Here is a 17,527-nt window from a genome sequence, read left to right on the forward strand (position 1 = left end):
GGTAAAAATCCTAGGGCGCAAAAGGCGCATCTTTACGCTTTCAAAGAAACATTTTTAGAAAAATAATATTTACATCACTCTACAGACAAGAGGGGTATAAACGTTATTTACAGAAAAAGTTTTAGAAACATACGTAAAGATGCGCCCCTTGCGCCCTAACCTATCAGCAACATCCCTAATACGGGATACAAAAAAGTCAATGGGACACGGCCGTAAAGTCATTGAGAAACCATCTCTATTCCATTGACTTTACCACCGTTTCCCATTGAGATACTATCGCAAACCAGACACTTCAAGGACGGAAACTCATTCCCCGAAAAGAAACTTACAATCCCGTTCGGCCGCCGGTCTCGTCCAATCCTGCGGGATCATTTGCCATTGGTTTAAAGGTTGTGGGCTAAGTACGCCCTTTTCCTTTATATATTGAATCATATAATAACGGAGGTCTTTATCGGTCGAATGAATGATACGACTCTTTAACTCGTCTTGGGGAATACCGGCCCCTTTCGTCAATAACTCACCTCCTCCATTACCTCGGTAAGAGTTGAGAGCTACTTTATACGTTTTATTCTCGTCGAAAGGCCTGTTATCCGCCATTTTCAAGATCGTAATCTTCTCACCCTCTGGTTTCGTTACGTCCACGGTGTAAATGATACCAGCTGCGGAGTCAAAGTTAAAACTGAAGTTGACGAATGAGACATAATTCTCCTGTCCTTTCTTTCTCTCTTTCAATAATAAGACATGATCGTCCGGAGATTTCATCCGGTTGGTCCACATAGCGTATGATTCCTCCAAGAAACCTTTGATCTCGGCTCCCGTCAAATTCATCGTATAAAGCATATTCTCATATTTGTAAAGACTGAACATATCGCTGATCGTGATATCCCCTTTATCTATTTTTGCGTCAAAGGATAACGGGGCGGCAAAAGAGACGTCCGCACCAGTCAACTCCAATTGTAAAGAGTGAATAAAATCAATAAAAGCGGATGGCCCAAAGTAAGCGGGACGGGTCGCGATACTCTCCGTAAAAGTTCCCACCTTCTCGGAGACAAAATCATTCACCGCTTTGTATTGCGGAGCGAATTTCTCCATAAACTCCTTGCTAGGCTCCAACTTATCCACATCCGTCAAAACACCCGATACTTGTTTGTCCAAAACCTTTCCATGCTCCATCTTTAACACGACATCAACGGAACCGACTACACGCCCATTACTTGCCGGATTTATCAATAACACGGAATCTCCCTCGATATTCGCCACCTTACCACAATACCGGCGATGATCATGCCCCATCATCACCACATCGAAGCCCGGAATGCGCTGGGCAACCTCCATCGACGCATCCTCACGGTACTGGCCGGACATGGTACGAGCCTCATTTCCCGCATGAAAGATACCTACCACAACATCCGGTTTCTCCTTCTCCTGAATGATCTTCATCCATTTACGGGCCGTCTCTTCCATATCGGCGAAATAAAGACCTTGCCACAGAGTCTCCGGCAACCATACAGGAATGGCCGGAGTAATCATCCCCAGTACAACGATCTTCACACCATCACGCTCAAATACCTCATAAGGCTTTAAATAGTTCTCCCGGTCGGAGGTACGGATAATATTGGCACCCAAGATAGGGAAATCACATTGTTTGATCCAACGATCGAAAACGGCATGGCCAGCCTCTACATCATGGTTACCCATATTTCCCGCATTGTACCCCATATAATTCATCATGGCGGAAGCTATATGCGTAGAGACCGTATCCATGAAATTGTAATAATACGCCGAAGGTTGTCCTTGCAAGATATCGCCATTATCCAATAGCAAAAGGTTATCGCCATACGCCCGGCGTTCTTCTTGCACGAACGAATATACCCGTGCCAGACTTCCTCCCCACTCCCGCTGCTCGATAAAATTATACGGGAAGAAGTTTCCATGGATATCACTGGTTTCCACTAATTTCAACTTTACTTCCTTCGTTGTCGCCGACAGACCGAGAGCGACCAGCAGCAATAAGGCAATTGAATAAACTCGTCTCATATCAGGATTTTAGATAGATTAATGACGCGAAGATAACGAAATAACCTGTTCGCCCGGTTTCAACGGGATTTCTTTTCCATTCCAGATAAATATACCCGTAGTACCTTCCGGCAAGACCAGACGGGCGGTTCCCTCACCTCTCTCATCCAATTTATAAGCGGCGGTCACGCTTCCAAGCGGATGTGGGATCGTACCGGAAACCTCCTTCAGTTTTCCCAAAGACGGAGCGATCCGTATCTTCCTAAATCCGGGAGCATCGCTATCTATCCCCAACAAGATCCGGTAAAACTCGATATTCGGACTGGCTCCCCAAGCATGGCAATCAGAACGGGATGGCTCCGGCATCTCTGCCCATGTGGTCAATCCCAACGCCATCTGATCCCGCCATATTTGTAAGTTATCCAAGAACTGATCCCCTAAACCGGAAACTTTCAACGCTTGATTCAAGTAATAACGGAAATAGATCGTACACTGGATCAAGCTCGTATCCGCCAAGGTTTGGTTCATCACCTTTACGGCCTCCTCCCCTTTCGTAACCCCAGTCAAGATCGCCAAGGCGTTCACATGCTGGGAATAGCTGCGATGATCCTGCGTATCGGCGAATAGATTACGGGCAGCGTCCCAATATTTCGGGCGGATCGTCTTACGCATCTCGGTAGCGATCTTCCGGTAATGATCCGCCATGGCAGGGAGGCCGATCGCTTGTTCCATCTCCGCCGCAAACTCCAAGGTCATTATATACATCAAATCTTGGAGCGCCGAGTTTCCCTCTTTCTCCCGTATCGGCTCGCCATAATCAAAACCGGCCGCCCAATCCACGAAGAACCAATGAGGAACGTAGGACAAACTATAATCCGGCTTCAACCATTGCTCGTACCACGACAAAACCTGACGGTAAGCGGGAAGCAAGGTCTTCATGTATGCCTCATCCCCACGGTACATCCAATAATCGTGCCCCATGCAGATCCACCAGAGAGAGAACGAGGATATGAACTGATGCACGCTAGACGGATATCGGCTCATCGTAATCCCTTCCGCCACCATGGACTGCCGTCCTTGCTCCAGGGCATTCTTCACCATATAAAGGTCTGATGTATTATACATGGAAATCATTGCCTGTATGCGTGTATCCCCGAAATATTGCAGTTGCTCGTAATACGGGCAGTCCATATACGTCTCATTGGCGCACAGACGGGCGGTACGCCATCCTATCTCGAGCATACGGCCCAGCTCCTCATGTCCCGGAGCGGAGAAAGTGGTCTCGTTACGGAAAGGATAGGCGGAGAAAGTCCCATACATATCCTCGATCACCAAAGGCTCGGAAGCCGTCTTCACTTTCAACTCCACATATCTCCATGTACGCCACCACAGGGACGTGAAGAGACGATTATCTCCCCCATCAGCCAGTATCTTATCCCCGTACCCGATAAACCGCTTATCCGCCAGCTCGTCCCGATGTCCCTTGCCATTCAACGCATACGATTTAGTGGTCGATTCCTCTTCTTGCTTATAGAGGGCTTCCGAATAACCGATATGGATCTCGGCCTCCTTTCCTTTGCTGAAGGCCAAGGAGAAATAACCCGTCGTCAGGTAATCATTATCCAGAAGCAGGCGTACCTCCGTATTCGCCGGGATCGTCAAAGCTTTTGGCCAGTAAGGAAATCCTTGCGGGCATTCGATCCCTTCCGACCGGCGGAGCTTGGCCAGACGCTCGATCCGGCTATCCATCGGAGGGATCGGGCTAGGAACCAGCAACCGTCCCGGGTAATCTCTCGATCCTTTCGTGGCACCCTCCATGCCCCGTACGACCTTCTCCCATTTCCTGTCGTCGTAATCCGGTTGTTCCCAGCCCCAAGGATAAGCGGAGGCTTCCAGTTCCTCGCCCGGGCCAGCCACGTAATACCCCAATACCTGCCATTCGGTCCAAGGAGCATACGCCTTATTACGCAGGCAGACCCAAGTGGTATCCGTATTTACCACCGCCTCATGCCCCGTATTGCCTTGCAGGATAAAGCCGGTCTGTCCGTAACTGATCTGGGCGACAGGTTTCCGCTCGGCATAATTCCAGACAACGGAGGCCAGCGTATTCTTCCCTTTCCTCAGATAAGGAGCCAGATCCACCGTCTCGAAACTCCAGTTATAGATATCCCCACGGGCCGGGCCCAAGGATACCAATTTCCCGTTTACATATAATTTATAACGGTTATCGGCGGAAACATGGACGATAAACCGGGAAGGAACCACCTCCAGATCGAACGATTTACGAAAATGATAGACCCCATATACATTCGGGGCCTCACCCGGGTAGGAGATCCAACGGGCTTTCCAACGTCCCTCGAAAAGAGAAGGATCGATCTTCTCCTGATTATACCCTCCCAAGCTAATCTGGGAGGAAAGGGAGAAGGCTTGAAACACAAAAAGCAAAAGGAATAAATAGGTTTTCATACAAACACGGTATTATTTGAGATTAACGATCCGAACAAAGGTACAAAAAAAGAGAAAGCGCCAAAAGAACTTTTGCCTTTTGACGCTTTCCCTCACCATATACCGGATGCCCGGCCTTCCTTTAGAAGAACACCTCCGGCTCCCGGCGCGCGCTAAAGTTCTTATGGAGCATCGCCGTGTAAGGAGTATCGAAGGTACGTGCGCCCTCGGGACACTCCTTCACGCAGGCGCAGCACTTGATGCACAGGTTCGGGTCGCTATACATCCCCTCGTCCACCAAGGATATCGCGTGCGTAGGACACACATCCACGCAATACTCACATTGCGTACATAAATCGTTATCCGTGACCGGAGCCTGCGGCGTGGAAGGGCCTTTCGCCCGATACGGGAAATTGCCCTTCACCTCCAAGGCGGACAAGCATTCCACGCAGGAGACCTTCTCCAGCTCCTTGATGATCTTCTTCCCGAATTCCGTAGCCTGATTAAGATCCGACTCGTCCGGGCGCCCCTCGGCAATGGGCATCCCCTTGCGGCTGAAGGAATGCTCGCCGATAAAGGCTCCGGCAGCCACGGGCACGAAGCCCTGCTCGGACACTAGGTCGCAAAGCTCCTTCAAGGCATCCTCATAATCCCGGTTCCCGTACAGTACCACGGGGACCACCGGCGCATGGTGGGCGGAACGGAACATCCGGAAACGTTCCATGGCCGTCTCCGCCACACGGCCTCCGTATACGGGAGCGGCTATAATCGTCAGCTCATCATCAATATACTCTTCCATATCCAGGCTCTCACAAGTGACATCAGACTCGGACATCGAAGTGGCACCCATTCCTTCCGCTATCGCATAAGCGATCTTGGCGGACGTGTGTGTCGGAGAAAAATAAATTAAATGTATGTTACTATATTTCATGATTCTTATTTTAACGCACCCTCTATTTTAGTCATTAACTCAGCAAATTCCTCATCGGTATAGCCTTTGCTCGTATAAATGATCTTCCCGTCTTTTCCGACCAAATAGCCACGAGGGATCAAGTTCTTGGCGAAAGCGCCGAAAATAGCCCGGTCCTTATCGGGATACAATGGAAAATCGAAGCCTTTTTTCTCGTTATATTTCTGTAGATCGGCATCGGAATGCTCACGCCCGATCACCAAGAGAACGAAGTCCTTGTTGTTCTTGTATTTCGGCCAGAGGGTTTGTTGGACAGCGGCCAATTCTTTTTGGCAAGGAGGACACCAAGTGGCGAAAAAATTCACGAGGATCACTTTTCCCTTCAACGAAGCGGACTGCAACTTACTCCCGTTGTCGGAAACAATCGTAAATGACGGCATAGTATCACCGACCTTCACGATATCGGAATTATCCTCCTGAGCTTTGCCTACGAAAGCCAATAACGCTAGTAAACTAACCAATAAATACTTCTTCATAACCTTAATCATTTCTCGTTTAGGATTCAGCGACAAAGATACATTAAAATTCTCATCAAACCGCATAATTCTAAGGCTTACGAAAGTTCTACGGTGCCGTACCTACCCCTCGACAGCTCTTCTAAAAGTTCTAGGGGGTTAGATGTTAAAAAAAACGTACGTGAAACCCGGAGATGTCACGTACGCTGATATCATGCAAACCCGGAGAAAGATTTACCGCAGACTTTGCGCTAAGTCATAACCGGCTTTCAACGCCTTTAGGTTCATATTAACTATATCCTCGCCCTTACGACCGAATATCTGACGGATTCCCGCCTCGATCTTATCATACTCGATCCCGATAAATGGGGCAGCTGCACCCAACATCACGATATTGGCGGCACGGACAGAACCCGCTTCCTTGGCGATCTCCTCCACGTCCAATACGACCTTGTGAGGGAGCCTGTCCAACTCGGCGTTCACTTTCTCGATCTCCGGATAGTTCGGGATGTTCACGAACGGACGGGAGTTCGTCACCAGCCAACCCTCTTTCTTCAGGTAAGGCAGATAACGCAAGCTCTCCATCGGTTCCAAAGAGATGATCAAATCGGCGTGGCCCTTCGGGATCAAGTCCGAGGCGATCGGCTCGTCGGAAAGACGCAGGTTAGACTGCACGTCTCCCCCCCGTTGACTCATACCGTGTACTTCCGCTTGCTTCATATACAGACCTTCTTTTAAGGCAGCTTCTCCAATAACGGCGGCGATAGAAAGGATACCCTGTCCTCCTACGCCTGATAGTATAATATCTGTTTTCATTTCTTGCTTGCTTTTTTCTTTCTGGTTAATGTCTGGATACACTCACGGCGAGGGATCAATACGGATACGCCCTTGTACTCGATTTCCTCACGGATGATAGACTTCATCTCCTCGAAGTTCTTTTTTAAAGGAACCATCACACGGATGTGAGCCGGGTCCACACCGATACCGGCGCAGATAGATTCCAGACGTCCCGTTCCGGCGGAATCCTGCCCTCCGGTCATGGCCGTTGTCTCATTATCGGAGATAACGATGGTGATATTCGTGTTCTCGTTCACGCAATCCAGCAAACCAGTCATACCGGAATGGGTAAACGTAGAATCGCCAATCACGGAGATAGCCGGGAATACACCCGCGTCGGAAGCACCCTTCGCCATCGTGATAGAGGCCCCCATATCGATACAAGAATCGATCGCACGGAAAGGAGGCAAAGCTCCCAAGGTATAACAGCCGATATCGCCAAACACCTTAGCCGTACCGTTATACTCGGCGATCACCTCGTTCAAGGCCTCATACATATCCCGGTGTCCACAACCTTGGCACAATGCGGGCGGACGTTGCTCAACCACCTCGGGGATCGCATAATAGCTCTGGATCTCCTTACCCAAGGCTTTGCCTACCGCGTCTGGCGTAAGCTCGCCGTCACGCTGAAGCGTACCGTCCAGACGGCCATGAACCGTCACGCCTTTCGCCAAGAAACCTTTTAATTGCTCTTCAACGACCGGATATCCCTCTTCCAACACCAAGATCTCCTTACACTCGCCAACGATCTTCTCCACTTGCTTTCTCGGAAGCGGATACTGGGAGATCTTCAATACGGGATGCTCGAAACCGTCCGGATAATTCTCGGAAAGATAATTGAAAGCGATACCCGTCGTGATGATACCCAAGTCTTTATTCGGGGCATCGAAATACTTATTATATGCGGAATTCTCGGAAGCTTCCGTGAAAGCCTCTTGAGACGCCAGCAAACTCTTGAAACGTTTACGGGCCAATGCCGGGAGTAAGATAAAACGTTGACGACCGTCTTCCGGACAATTCATCCGGTTCTCCGGCTTCAACGGGCTGGTTACGACACCGGCACGAGAATGCGCCATACGGGTCGTTACACGCAGCAAGATAGGATACCCTAATTTCTCGGATAACTCGAATCCATGATATACCATATCATAAGCCTCTTGCTGGCTGGATGGCTCAAACATCGGGATCATGGCGAAATTGCCATAAACACGGTTGTCTTGCTCATTCTGGGAAGAGTGCATGGATGGGTCGTCGGCCGTAAGGATGATCATACCTCCGTTGATACCGCTCATAGCGGCGTTCATAAAGCAATCGGCGGCTACATTCAAACCCACGTGCTTCATGCAGCAAAGCGCACGTTTACCGGCATAGCACATACCCAAAGCGGCTTCCATGGCGGTTTTCTCATTTGTGCTCCAGCGACAATGGATACCTCTTTCCTTCGTTACCGGAGAACCTTGGATATATTCTGTGATTTCAGTAGAAGGGGTTCCCGGGTATGCGTACACCCCGGAGATTCCAGCGTCTATAGCGGCTTGCGCTATGGCCTCGTCCCCCAAAAATAAATGTTTTTCCATGTGTATCTGTTTTCTTAATATTGACTATTCACACTATTTAGCTGCCAAAGGTAATGAAAAATGTTCAATTTAGAATGAGAGACTTATGATTTATACTAGATCCATTACCGTATCCGGCGCCTATTCAACTCCGCCCGATACCGGTTGGCATTGCGGTTATGCTCCGCCAACGTCACGGCGAAATTATGCCGTCCCGAGAAATCCTCCTTAGCGCACATGTATAAGTATTTATGTTTCGTATGATTCAATACGCTATTCAAGCCCTTGATAGTAGGAATCCGTAGAGGACCGGGAGGTAGGCCCGCATATTTATAGGTATTATAGGGAGAATCTATTTCCAAATGCTCAAATAAGATACGTTGCAAAGAAAAATCCCCCACCGCAAACTTTACGGTAGGGTCCGCCTGTAAAGGAATACCGGCACGAAGGCGGTTGATATAAAGACCCGCCACGATTGGATATTCGTCCGATGCCGCCGTCTCCTCTTCTACGATAGAAGCCAAGATAGATACCTCAACTGGAGTAAGCCCGATCTCCTCTGCCTTTTTCAATCGTTCCGGTGTCCAGAAAGCGTCATATTCACGCTTCATGCGACGTATAAATTTATCCGCGGATATATTCCAATAAATCTCATAGGTATTAGGAATGAAAAGGGCATGGATCGTTTCCGGGGTAAAACCTAAAGAGTCGCAATACACGGAATCATTCAATAGACGCAGGAGATTTTCCTTCCCGAACATCAATTGATCACTTATACGTTCCGCCAAATCTTCCTTGAAACGGATATTATTAAAAGTAACCCGGGTCGCTACTTGATGTCCTCTCCGCAAGTCATTCAATAAGGTTAAATTACTCATGCCGGGTTTCACGGCGTATCGACCGGTACGCATGGACGCAGGATACTTCAACAATCCACTCAATTGCTTAAAGCTACCGATACGGAGACAGTTCGCCGAATCACTCAACTGCCGGCAAAGATCATCAAAATCCTTTTTATCATCTATATAGACATAGACCGTCTTATCCGGCTTAAAATTCGGAGCCCAAGCCAAACGGTACACCCAAAAGCCTCCACCGCCTATCAAAACAACGAGAATCGCTATCAAGGCGATAATTATCGGACGCCTCGATAAAATTTGTTTGTTCAAATCCATGAATAATCTATTGAATATCAGAATAAGGCACAAAAGTAGTATCTTTTTTCGAAAAAAATGATGTGCAAAGCCTTGTTTATTTAAAATTATAGTTCTACCTTTGCATCGCAATTCTAAGGAAGAAGCACAGAACACACAAGGAAGTGTGGGTGAGTGGCTGAAACCACCAGTTTGCTAAACTGACGTACTCGTTAGGGTACCGGGGGTTCGAATCCCCCCGCTTCCGCAAAGAGCCAACTAATAAATTTATTAGTTGGTTTTTTTGTTTTTAAGCCAACCGAATTAAAGTGTTTCATATATTTGTCATATTTGAACTTATCGTAAGTCGATCTGTTATTAAAAGGAGATAATTAAATATATACATTATGACAATTGCTTTTATCCGAACATATAACAATAAGCAAAACTCCGAGGTCCAAGAAGCTGTGATCCGGGAATTTGCAGAATCTCAGAAGATAGAGATCGGGAAGTGGGCTAAAGAGGTGGGAAATAGTCCTCGTGCGAACCGCAGACTGGAAAGTATTGTCAAATCTTTAAGTCCCGGGGATGAGATACTTGTGTCCGATATATCCCGTGTGAGCCGTAAGATGATCGAGATCATCCATATCATTTTGCTTTGTATAGAGCGAAAGGTAACGCTCCGTAGCGTAAGCGACGGATATGTGTTCGAGGATAATATCGACAGTAAGACTTTGGCCTTTACCTTCGGTCTGGTCTCTGAGATCGAGCGAAAGCTGGTCTCTATCCGTACGAAGGAAGCCCTTGCCTTGATCAGAAGTAAAGGTGTGGTGCTGGGCCGTCCGAAAGGTAGTCAACAAATGGGACGCTTGGAGCCTTATAAGGAACAAATCGAGAAAGACTTGAAAGACCCGAGCTTGACTTACGCTCAGATAGCGGAGAAATACAATGTATCGTTAAGTAGCTTCAAACGCTTTCTGAAAGAGTATCTTCCCGATAAGAAAAAGAAGAAGACTAAAAAATAAGAAAAGCTCCTTTCACCTCTGCTAAGTATATTAGCATTCAGTAGTGAAAGGAGCTTGTTTTTTTATTTCTCTATACGGATACGGGCGTCTACAGCGAACAAGCCTCTATCCGTAGCCACCAACGGATTTATATCCATTTCCTTTATCTCGCTGGCAAAACGCAATAAGGTAGAGAGGCGAACGATAATGTCCGCATATTGTTGCTCGTCGATACCCTTTTGCCCACGTGTACCTTTAATGATCGGATACCCTCTCAAAGAACGAATCATTGAATAAGTCTCATCGTATGACAACGGAGCCAAACCATAAGACACATCTTTCAATACCTCCACGAAGATTCCACCCAACCCGCAAAGTACCACATGGCCGAAACGATCCTCATATTTAGCTCCCAAGAATAATTCCTGTCCTTTCAACATCGGTTGTACCATGATGCCCGTAACACCCGGCAGACGCATCATACGTTCATACTCGAACAATAAATGCTCTTCTCCACGGATATTCAAGGCCACACCACCGATATCGCTCTTATGCACAGGCCCTACAACCTTGGCTACCACCGGATATTTCACCTTCTTGGCAAAAGCCAGCAACGCATCCCTATCATCCGAAGCATATTCCTCCACTAACGGGATATTAGCGGCACGCAACAATGTACGCACTTCCTCCGGATTTAAATAACCGCTACCCGGCAACCGATCTATGATACGACGAACTTCCGGTACATCCACGCCATATAGCTGGATATCCGTGCTCATCGGTTTCGGCGTATTGATCACCCGTGAAAGGGCAGTACCCAATGTCACCTCGTCCGAGAAGTTCACATGGCCTTTCTTGACAAAGCTCTTCACCTCCGGTCCGGCCGTTACGATAGACGGTAATATCGGGAAGATCGGCTTCTTGCACTCTTCCATCTTTTTATGAAGTACCTCGTAGGTATCATAAAGTTTTACCAAACCGGGACTACCGAAGATGACCATCATCAAATCCACATTATCGAAACGATTCTCACAGAAATCGATGGCTGTAGCCAGATGTTCCGGTGTCCCCGTACCGATAATATCAATCGGATTACCGACAGCGGCACCCGGATACAGTTTGGATTTCAACTCATCAGCGATAGGGCCTTCCAAACTAGGGACATTCAAACGCCCCTTGGATAAGGCGTCCGCCAGCATTACCGCAGGCCCTCCGGCATGTGTCACGATCGCACAATTCTTCCCTTTCACGTCTTTCAAGGTAAAGATACTCGCCACGGTAGTCAATTCCTCACGGCTAAAACAACGCACGATACCCGCCTTACGGAACAAAGCCTCCACGGCAGAGTCCGAACTAGCGATAGCGCCCGTATGCGAAGAGGCAGCTCGCTTTCCCGACTCCGTACTTCCCGCCTTGATAGCGGCGATCTTGCATCCCTTACGTATCAAGGAAGACGCATGATACAACAATTTATCCGGTTGCTTGATTTGCTCGATATACAACATCTTGATCTTGGAATCCAATACCGGATCAAAGTTCCGATCCATATATTCAAGGATATCCTCTACTCCATTCTGCTTGGAGTTTCCAACCGACCAAACAGAAGAGAAACGCAGCCCTTTTGTCAGCGCCGACTCGATAATGAACAAGGCCGTACCGCCGGAGCTAGAGATGAAATCCACGCCATCGGGATGGAATTCCGGTATCGGTTGCGTAAACACGCCATGATAATTCATATTCATCAACCCGATACAGTTCGGGCCGATCAAGGAAGCTCCCGCCTCATTCACGACATCCAGCATCTGTTGTTCCAAGATACCGCCTTCGTGTGTCTCCTCGCCGAAACCGGCTGAGATCACGATAAAAGCTTTTACCCCCTTTTGCCGGGCCAGCACTTCCATCACCTCGGGGCACGATTTACTCGGAATCGAGATGATCGCCAACTCCGTCTCCGGGATATCATGTACAGAAGGATAAGACTTGACGCCTTGCACGTCTGTCTCCTTGGCGTTTACCACACATAATTCTCCTTTATATTTTCCATCCAACAGGTTTCGCACGATACGACCGCCCGGTTTATGTACGTTGTTGGAACCTCCCACCACTACGATGCTTTGAGGATTAATCAATTCTCGGTTAATCATAACATTTTGATTAGTTAGATTCAATGAATGGGAGCAAATATAGTTTTTTTCTCCATTTATTCATTAAAACCCGGGGTATTTATTTACACTTTGCACTCTCTGTCTGCAACCAGTCACACCATGCATCCATCCCGTCTCCTTTCGTGGCGGATACCTCGAATATCTGGAGACGGTGATTTACCTTCAAGGCGTTTTCCCGAAGCACTTCCACTTTTGTATTCAGATAAGGAGCCAGATCAATCTTGTTGATTACGCAGATATCTGCCTCCTGAAAGATATGTGGGTATTTCAACGGTTTATCATCTCCCTCCGTCGTACTCACGATAACGACTTTCTTGGACTCTCCGAGATCGAACATGGCCGGACAGACCAGATTGCCGACATTCTCTATAAAAAGGATCGCTCCCTCCTTCGGATTCAGATGCTTAACGGCATGATTGACCATGTCGGCTTCCAAATGACAGCCGGTACCGGTATTTACCTGAAACACGGGAATCTCCAACGCCGCTATACGGTCGGCATCGTTTGAGGTTTGTTGATCGCCTTCTATCACATAGATCGATCGCTTCGCTTTCAAACGGCGGATCGTCTCTTCCAGCAAGGTTGTCTTACCGGATCCGGGCGAACTCATCAAGTTCAGGCAGAACAGGTTCTTAGCCTCGAAATATCCCCGGTTTCGCTCCGCCAATAAGTTGTTACGTTGAAGTATATCTTGTTCCAGATTGATTACGATCCCTTCATCAGGATGGTGATGATGTTCATGGCCATGAGAATGCTCATGCATATGATCGTGATGGTGATGATGCTCTCCGCATCCGCAAGTTCCGCACATAGTATTTAAGTTTTTATTTCATTAATATATCATTCCTTTTTAATAACAATCGACTTCACCCGAAGTTCCTTCCCTTTAAGGATTTTAACTAAATAGGAGCCACAATGGGGACAAGGGGAAAACAAGGCGTTCATTGGGAAAATGGTCTCACAGTCGCTACACTGTCCTTCCCCCTCAATATAATGACGGATAATCCGGGCCTTTTCCAGCTTGCTACCTTTTATGGCGCTATCCAATGCGAACTCTAAGGTTTGGATCTCTACGCCGGACAAATGTCCTATCTCTAACTCCAACTCTTCGACCACCGAGGCTCCCCGGTTATCCGCTTGTTCCTCGACCAGCTCCACGATGCTACGGGCTATAGACAACTCATGCATATCTGATCTCTTTTAAAAGGGAGTCACCGAGGCGATCGTTAATTGCCCCACGGCTATCCCCCCATCGTTACAAGGTATACGAGACGGAATATAGACGGGGACCCCAGCCATGATGAACTGTCTCCTCATCGACTCCGTCAATAATTTATTCTGGAAACATCCTCCCGAGATAACCACTTGTGTCGCTTTCGTCCGTTTAATCAACAAGCGGGCTTTCTGCACAAACAAGGAAGCCAATGTCGTATGGAAACGGGCGGATATCAAGCTCACCGGGACCTCGTTCGTCTTATCATGCAATAATGCCTCAAACAAAGAATAAAAAGAGATTTCCTCTCCCTCCGCCGAGACTGGATACGCATAAGCGTTCCTCTCTCCCATCGCCGCCTGCTCCAATAAGACCGGAGCCTCCGCTTGGTGGCTGGAGACATCGCAAATCCCCAATAAAGAAGCTACCGCATCAAACAGCCGGCCAGCGCTGGATGTATAGGGTGTATTCACACCTTTCTCCATCATTCGTTCAAGCATAGCGATCCTTTCCGTGCCTATGCGTTCCACGAAATCGGCCGGATAAGGAATACCCGACGGTTCGTCCTTGAAATAATGCCACAAATAGGCGACAACCATTCGCCATGGCTCCTCAGCCGCCTTGTCGCCTCCCGGTAACGGGACATACTCAAAATGGGAAAGGCGACGGTATTTCGCTCGGTCACAAAAGAAGAACTCGCCTCCCCAAACCTTACCATCATCACCCAGACCTGTCCCATCCATCACGATAGCGAGAACCGGCTCATTCAATCCATGCTCCAACATACAAGCAGCGGCATGAGCATGATGATGTTGTACCTTTAATAAAGGTAAGGAAAGAGATTTCGAGATACGTTCCGCCTCTTGGCTGGAAAGATAATCCGGATGCAGATCACAAACCAATCGCTGGAGATTGAAACGAAACAAATGACGAAACCGCTCCATAGATTCCGTATAGAACCGGAAAGTCTCCCAGTTCTTTAAGTCGCCAATATATTGACTTTGCAGGATCGTCTCTCCTTTTCCCAAAGCGAACGTGTTCACTTTCTCCGCACCGAAAGCCATGATCCCTTCCACATTTGTATCCGTGAAAAAGGGTTCCGGCACATAGCCTCGGGAACGACGGATCAAGCAGGGTTGTCCTCCGCAGACCTGCAACACAGAATCATCTACCCGGTTATGGATCGGGCGATTATGATGCAAGAGGATCGCTACCTTTCCCGCTAATTGCGCCTCCGCATCCTCTGGGGTGATCGCTATCGGCAAATCGCTTAGATTCCCGCTGGTCATTACCAACGCAGGTATCCCTGTACGAGCAAACCAATCGTAATGAATCGGCATATAAGACAACATACATCCTAGCGTATGCATGCCCGGATTGATTCCGGAAGCTAACCGGCTCCGTTGCCTCAGCAGCACGATCGGACGGCGCCAAGAGACGAGGCATCGCTCCTCCATCGGCTCCGTTGCCGTATAGACTTGCAAATGTTCCAGATCACGGAACATAACAGCGAATGGTTTGGTATCCCGCTGCTTTATCTCTCGCAGACGGGCAACCGCTCTCTCGTTCGAGGCATCACAAATCAAATGATAGCCTCCGATTCCTTTAGCCGCAATAACCTCTCCACCAAGCAATAGACGAGAGGTAAGTTTCAATAAGGTCTCATAATCGATATAAGTCTCCTCGTTATAAGTCGCGTAATAAGTCGGGCCACAATGATTGCAAGCGACCGGTTGGGCATGGAAACGGCGATCGATAACATTCGTATATTCTTTCTCACAATCGGGACACATAAGGAAACCGCCCATCGTTGTCTGCGAACGGTCGTAAGGAAGGTCCCGGATAATAGAGAAACGAGGGCCACAATGCGTACAATTAATAAAAGGATATCCGATTCGATGGGGTTGCGTAGTCCGGTCTCGCATACAATCCGCACAAACAGCGATATCCGGGGAGACCTGCGTGACCTCATCCGATTCTGAATGGCTGGGCGTAATCGTAAAATCGTCAAAATCATCTTCATCCATTTCCGTAGATGTATAGGAGATCCGATGGATATAAGCGACACGAGGATGCTCGGTCCGTATACGACTTATCAGCAAATCCCGATCATCCGGAGTAGCGGCAACCAATATACGTACTCCATTATTCATATTCTCCACACAACCTTTCATCCCCAGATCTTTAGCGATCCGGTAGATAAAAGGGCGAAAACCAACCCCTTGAACCAAGCCTTGAATAATCAACGCATATACTTTATTCTTCGCCATAGCACAAATATAAGAATAAATGTCTAATCAGACACGAATCGACTATCGTATTTACTAAAGAGATATTACCTATCATCTTATAAATAATATTTATCAATTTTATCTTTCCCTCTTAAACATATTAAGTATCTTTGAGGTTACTAAATAAATTGAAACGATATGTGTTTAGCGGTACCCGGAAAGATTATCTCAATCGATCGAAGCATCCCCGAAATGACCATGGCTAAAGTTGATTTCGGAGGCATCCTAAAGAATATATGTATTGAATGGGTGGATGTGAAACAGGGGGATTATATCCTCACTCACGCAGGGATCGCTATATCTGTTGTAGATGAGAAAGAAGCGGAGGAAACACTGAAAGACCTTAAAGAATTACAAAAGTGCGTTTCGTAGACGAATATAGAAGCAACGAGAAGGTACAAACTCTTCTGGAGGCCATCCGCAAAAAGGTGACACGACCTTGGTATATCATGGAGATTTGTGGCGGGCAAACACATGCTATCGCCCGTTATCGGCTGGAAGAGATGTTGCCGCCGGATCTTCAACTGCTCCATGGGCCGGGTTGCCCGGTCTGTGTAACACCGGTCGAGACAATCGACTACGCCTTGAAGTTGGCGACACAGCCGAATGTGATCTTAGCCTCTTTCGGGGATATGATGCGAGTTCCGGGAAGTAAGGAGGATTTATTGAGCGTAAAAGCGAGAGGAGCGGATATCCGTATGCTATATACGCCCTTGGATGCCCTATCACTGGCCGAGGAGAACCCGGATAAGGAAATCGTATTCTTCGCAATTGGTTTTGAGACGACCGCACCTGTTCACCTCATGGCTTTGAAAGAGGCCATACGCCGAGGACTTCCGAACTTTTCCATATTGACTTCCCTATTCACGGTACCACCCGCTATCGAGGCTATCTTATCCGATCCAGAAAGTAAAGTAGACGGTTTCCTGACAGCCGGACATGTCTGCGCCATCACAGGCAACAGGGCCTATCACCGATTAACCGCCCGATATAAAATCCCGATGGTCGTCACCGGATTCGAGCCGGTAGATCTATTATATGGTATCTACCGCTGTGTCTCCCAGTTGGAAGCCGGAAGTTATGAGGTAGAGAACGCTTACAAACGGGCCGTCCCCGAACAAGGGAATGCCGCCGCCCGCCAACTTATGGACGAGATGCTGGAACCTTGCGACCAAGACTGGCGGGGCATCGGAATCATCCCCTCCAGCGGGCTTCAACTTCGATCCGAATATAAAAGATATTCCTCCCGAATGAGATTTCAATTGTGTCCGGAAGAAAACCAGATCGCATCCGAATGTATCGCCGGACTGATTATGAGAGGTTTGAGACACCCCTCGGACTGTCCCCATTTCGGGAAGGCCTGCCATCCCACCCATCCGCTGGGAGCCCCGATGGTCTCCTCGGAAGGGGTTTGTGCCGCTTATTATAGATATAAATAGAAA

At 48.0% G+C, this 17,527-nt stretch carries 14 protein-coding genes and 1 tRNA gene; 4 read left to right on the forward strand and 11 right to left on the reverse strand.

All coding sequences use genetic code 11. From position 1 onward, the window contains the following. Positions 1-306 precede the first annotated feature (306 nt). The 7 genes from QVP94_RS00085 to mltG form a co-directional block, all read right to left on the reverse strand. Positions 307-2,037, reverse strand: coding sequence for a bifunctional metallophosphatase/5'-nucleotidase (locus QVP94_RS00085; protein ID WP_022191706.1), 1,731 nt, complete (start codon positions 2,035-2,037; stop codon positions 307-309). Positions 2,038-2,055: 18 nt separating this feature from the next. Further along, entirely contained in the window at positions 2,056-4,482 is a 2,427-nt protein-coding gene (locus QVP94_RS00090) for an alpha-L-rhamnosidase-related protein (protein WP_022191707.1), read from the reverse strand. 121 nt (positions 4,483-4,603) lie between these two features. Next, on the reverse strand, positions 4,604-5,392 hold the full coding sequence (locus tag QVP94_RS00095) for a 4Fe-4S binding protein (RefSeq protein WP_022191708.1): 789 nt from the start codon (positions 5,390-5,392) through the stop codon (positions 4,604-4,606). A gap of 5 nt (positions 5,393-5,397) precedes the next feature. Beyond that, positions 5,398-5,907 (reverse strand): TlpA family protein disulfide reductase, encoded by a 510-nt coding sequence (locus tag QVP94_RS00100; protein ID WP_029257199.1) that lies wholly within the window; start codon positions 5,905-5,907, stop codon positions 5,398-5,400. A 213-nt stretch (positions 5,908-6,120) separates the two neighbouring features. Beyond that, positions 6,121-6,702 carry an indolepyruvate oxidoreductase subunit beta gene (locus QVP94_RS00105; protein ID WP_005855039.1) on the reverse strand — a complete coding sequence of 194 codons (582 nt, stop codon included), beginning with the start codon at positions 6,700-6,702 and terminating at the stop codon, positions 6,121-6,123. Continuing rightward, on the reverse strand, positions 6,699-8,300 hold the full coding sequence (locus QVP94_RS00110) for a thiamine pyrophosphate-dependent enzyme (RefSeq protein WP_005855037.1): 1,602 nt from the start codon (positions 8,298-8,300) through the stop codon (positions 6,699-6,701). The genes QVP94_RS00105 and QVP94_RS00110 overlap by 4 nt, the downstream gene beginning before the upstream one ends. 104 nt (positions 8,301-8,404) lie before the next feature. After that, positions 8,405-9,454 carry an endolytic transglycosylase MltG gene (gene mltG / locus QVP94_RS00115; RefSeq protein ID WP_009018288.1) on the reverse strand — a complete coding sequence of 350 codons (1,050 nt, stop codon included), beginning with the start codon at positions 9,452-9,454 and terminating at the stop codon, positions 8,405-8,407. 139 nt (positions 9,455-9,593) lie between these two features. On the opposite strand from mltG, the gene QVP94_RS00120 reads away from it, so the two are divergent. Beyond that, positions 9,594-9,680, forward strand: a tRNA-Ser gene (locus QVP94_RS00120). A 139-nt stretch (positions 9,681-9,819) separates the two neighbouring features. Beyond that, the gene (locus QVP94_RS00125; protein ID WP_005855033.1) at positions 9,820-10,437 is read left to right on the forward strand and encodes a recombinase family protein; all 618 of its coding nucleotides are present in this window, start codon (positions 9,820-9,822) and stop codon (positions 10,435-10,437) included. 62 nt (positions 10,438-10,499) lie between these two features. Here the strand turns inward: QVP94_RS00125 and QVP94_RS00130 are convergent, their stop codons facing one another. From QVP94_RS00130 to hypF, 4 genes are all read right to left on the reverse strand, one after another. Then, the gene (locus QVP94_RS00130) at positions 10,500-12,560 is read right to left on the reverse strand and encodes an acetate--CoA ligase family protein (RefSeq protein ID WP_005855031.1); all 2,061 of its coding nucleotides are present in this window, start codon (positions 12,558-12,560) and stop codon (positions 10,500-10,502) included. A 79-nt stretch (positions 12,561-12,639) separates the two neighbouring features. Further along, the gene (hypB, locus tag QVP94_RS00135) at positions 12,640-13,392 is read right to left on the reverse strand and encodes a hydrogenase nickel incorporation protein HypB (RefSeq protein WP_011966598.1); all 753 of its coding nucleotides are present in this window, start codon (positions 13,390-13,392) and stop codon (positions 12,640-12,642) included. A gap of 29 nt (positions 13,393-13,421) precedes the next feature. Beyond that, complete coding sequence (gene hypA / locus QVP94_RS00140; RefSeq protein ID WP_005855027.1) at positions 13,422-13,769, reverse strand: hydrogenase maturation nickel metallochaperone HypA; 348 nt, start codon at positions 13,767-13,769, stop codon at positions 13,422-13,424. Positions 13,770-13,781: 12 nt separating this feature from the next. Beyond that, positions 13,782-16,064, reverse strand: a complete 2,283-nt coding sequence (gene hypF, locus QVP94_RS00145; protein ID WP_005855025.1) for a carbamoyltransferase HypF — start codon at positions 16,062-16,064, stop codon at positions 13,782-13,784. 159 nt (positions 16,065-16,223) lie between these two features. On the opposite strand from hypF, the gene QVP94_RS00150 reads away from it, so the two are divergent. Both QVP94_RS00150 and hypD read left to right on the forward strand, forming a co-directional pair. Beyond that, positions 16,224-16,457, forward strand: a complete 234-nt coding sequence (locus QVP94_RS00150) for a HypC/HybG/HupF family hydrogenase formation chaperone (protein ID WP_005855023.1) — start codon at positions 16,224-16,226, stop codon at positions 16,455-16,457. After that, complete coding sequence (gene hypD / locus QVP94_RS00155; RefSeq protein ID WP_005855021.1) at positions 16,445-17,524, forward strand: hydrogenase formation protein HypD; 1,080 nt, start codon at positions 16,445-16,447, stop codon at positions 17,522-17,524. Before QVP94_RS00150 ends, hypD begins: the two co-directional genes overlap by 13 nt. Positions 17,525-17,527: the final 3 nt, after the last annotated feature.

Origin of the sequence: Parabacteroides sp. CAG:2, assembly GCF_000436315.1 — a bacterium.
Taxonomy (GTDB): domain Bacteria; phylum Bacteroidota; class Bacteroidia; order Bacteroidales; family Tannerellaceae; genus Parabacteroides; species Parabacteroides distasonis.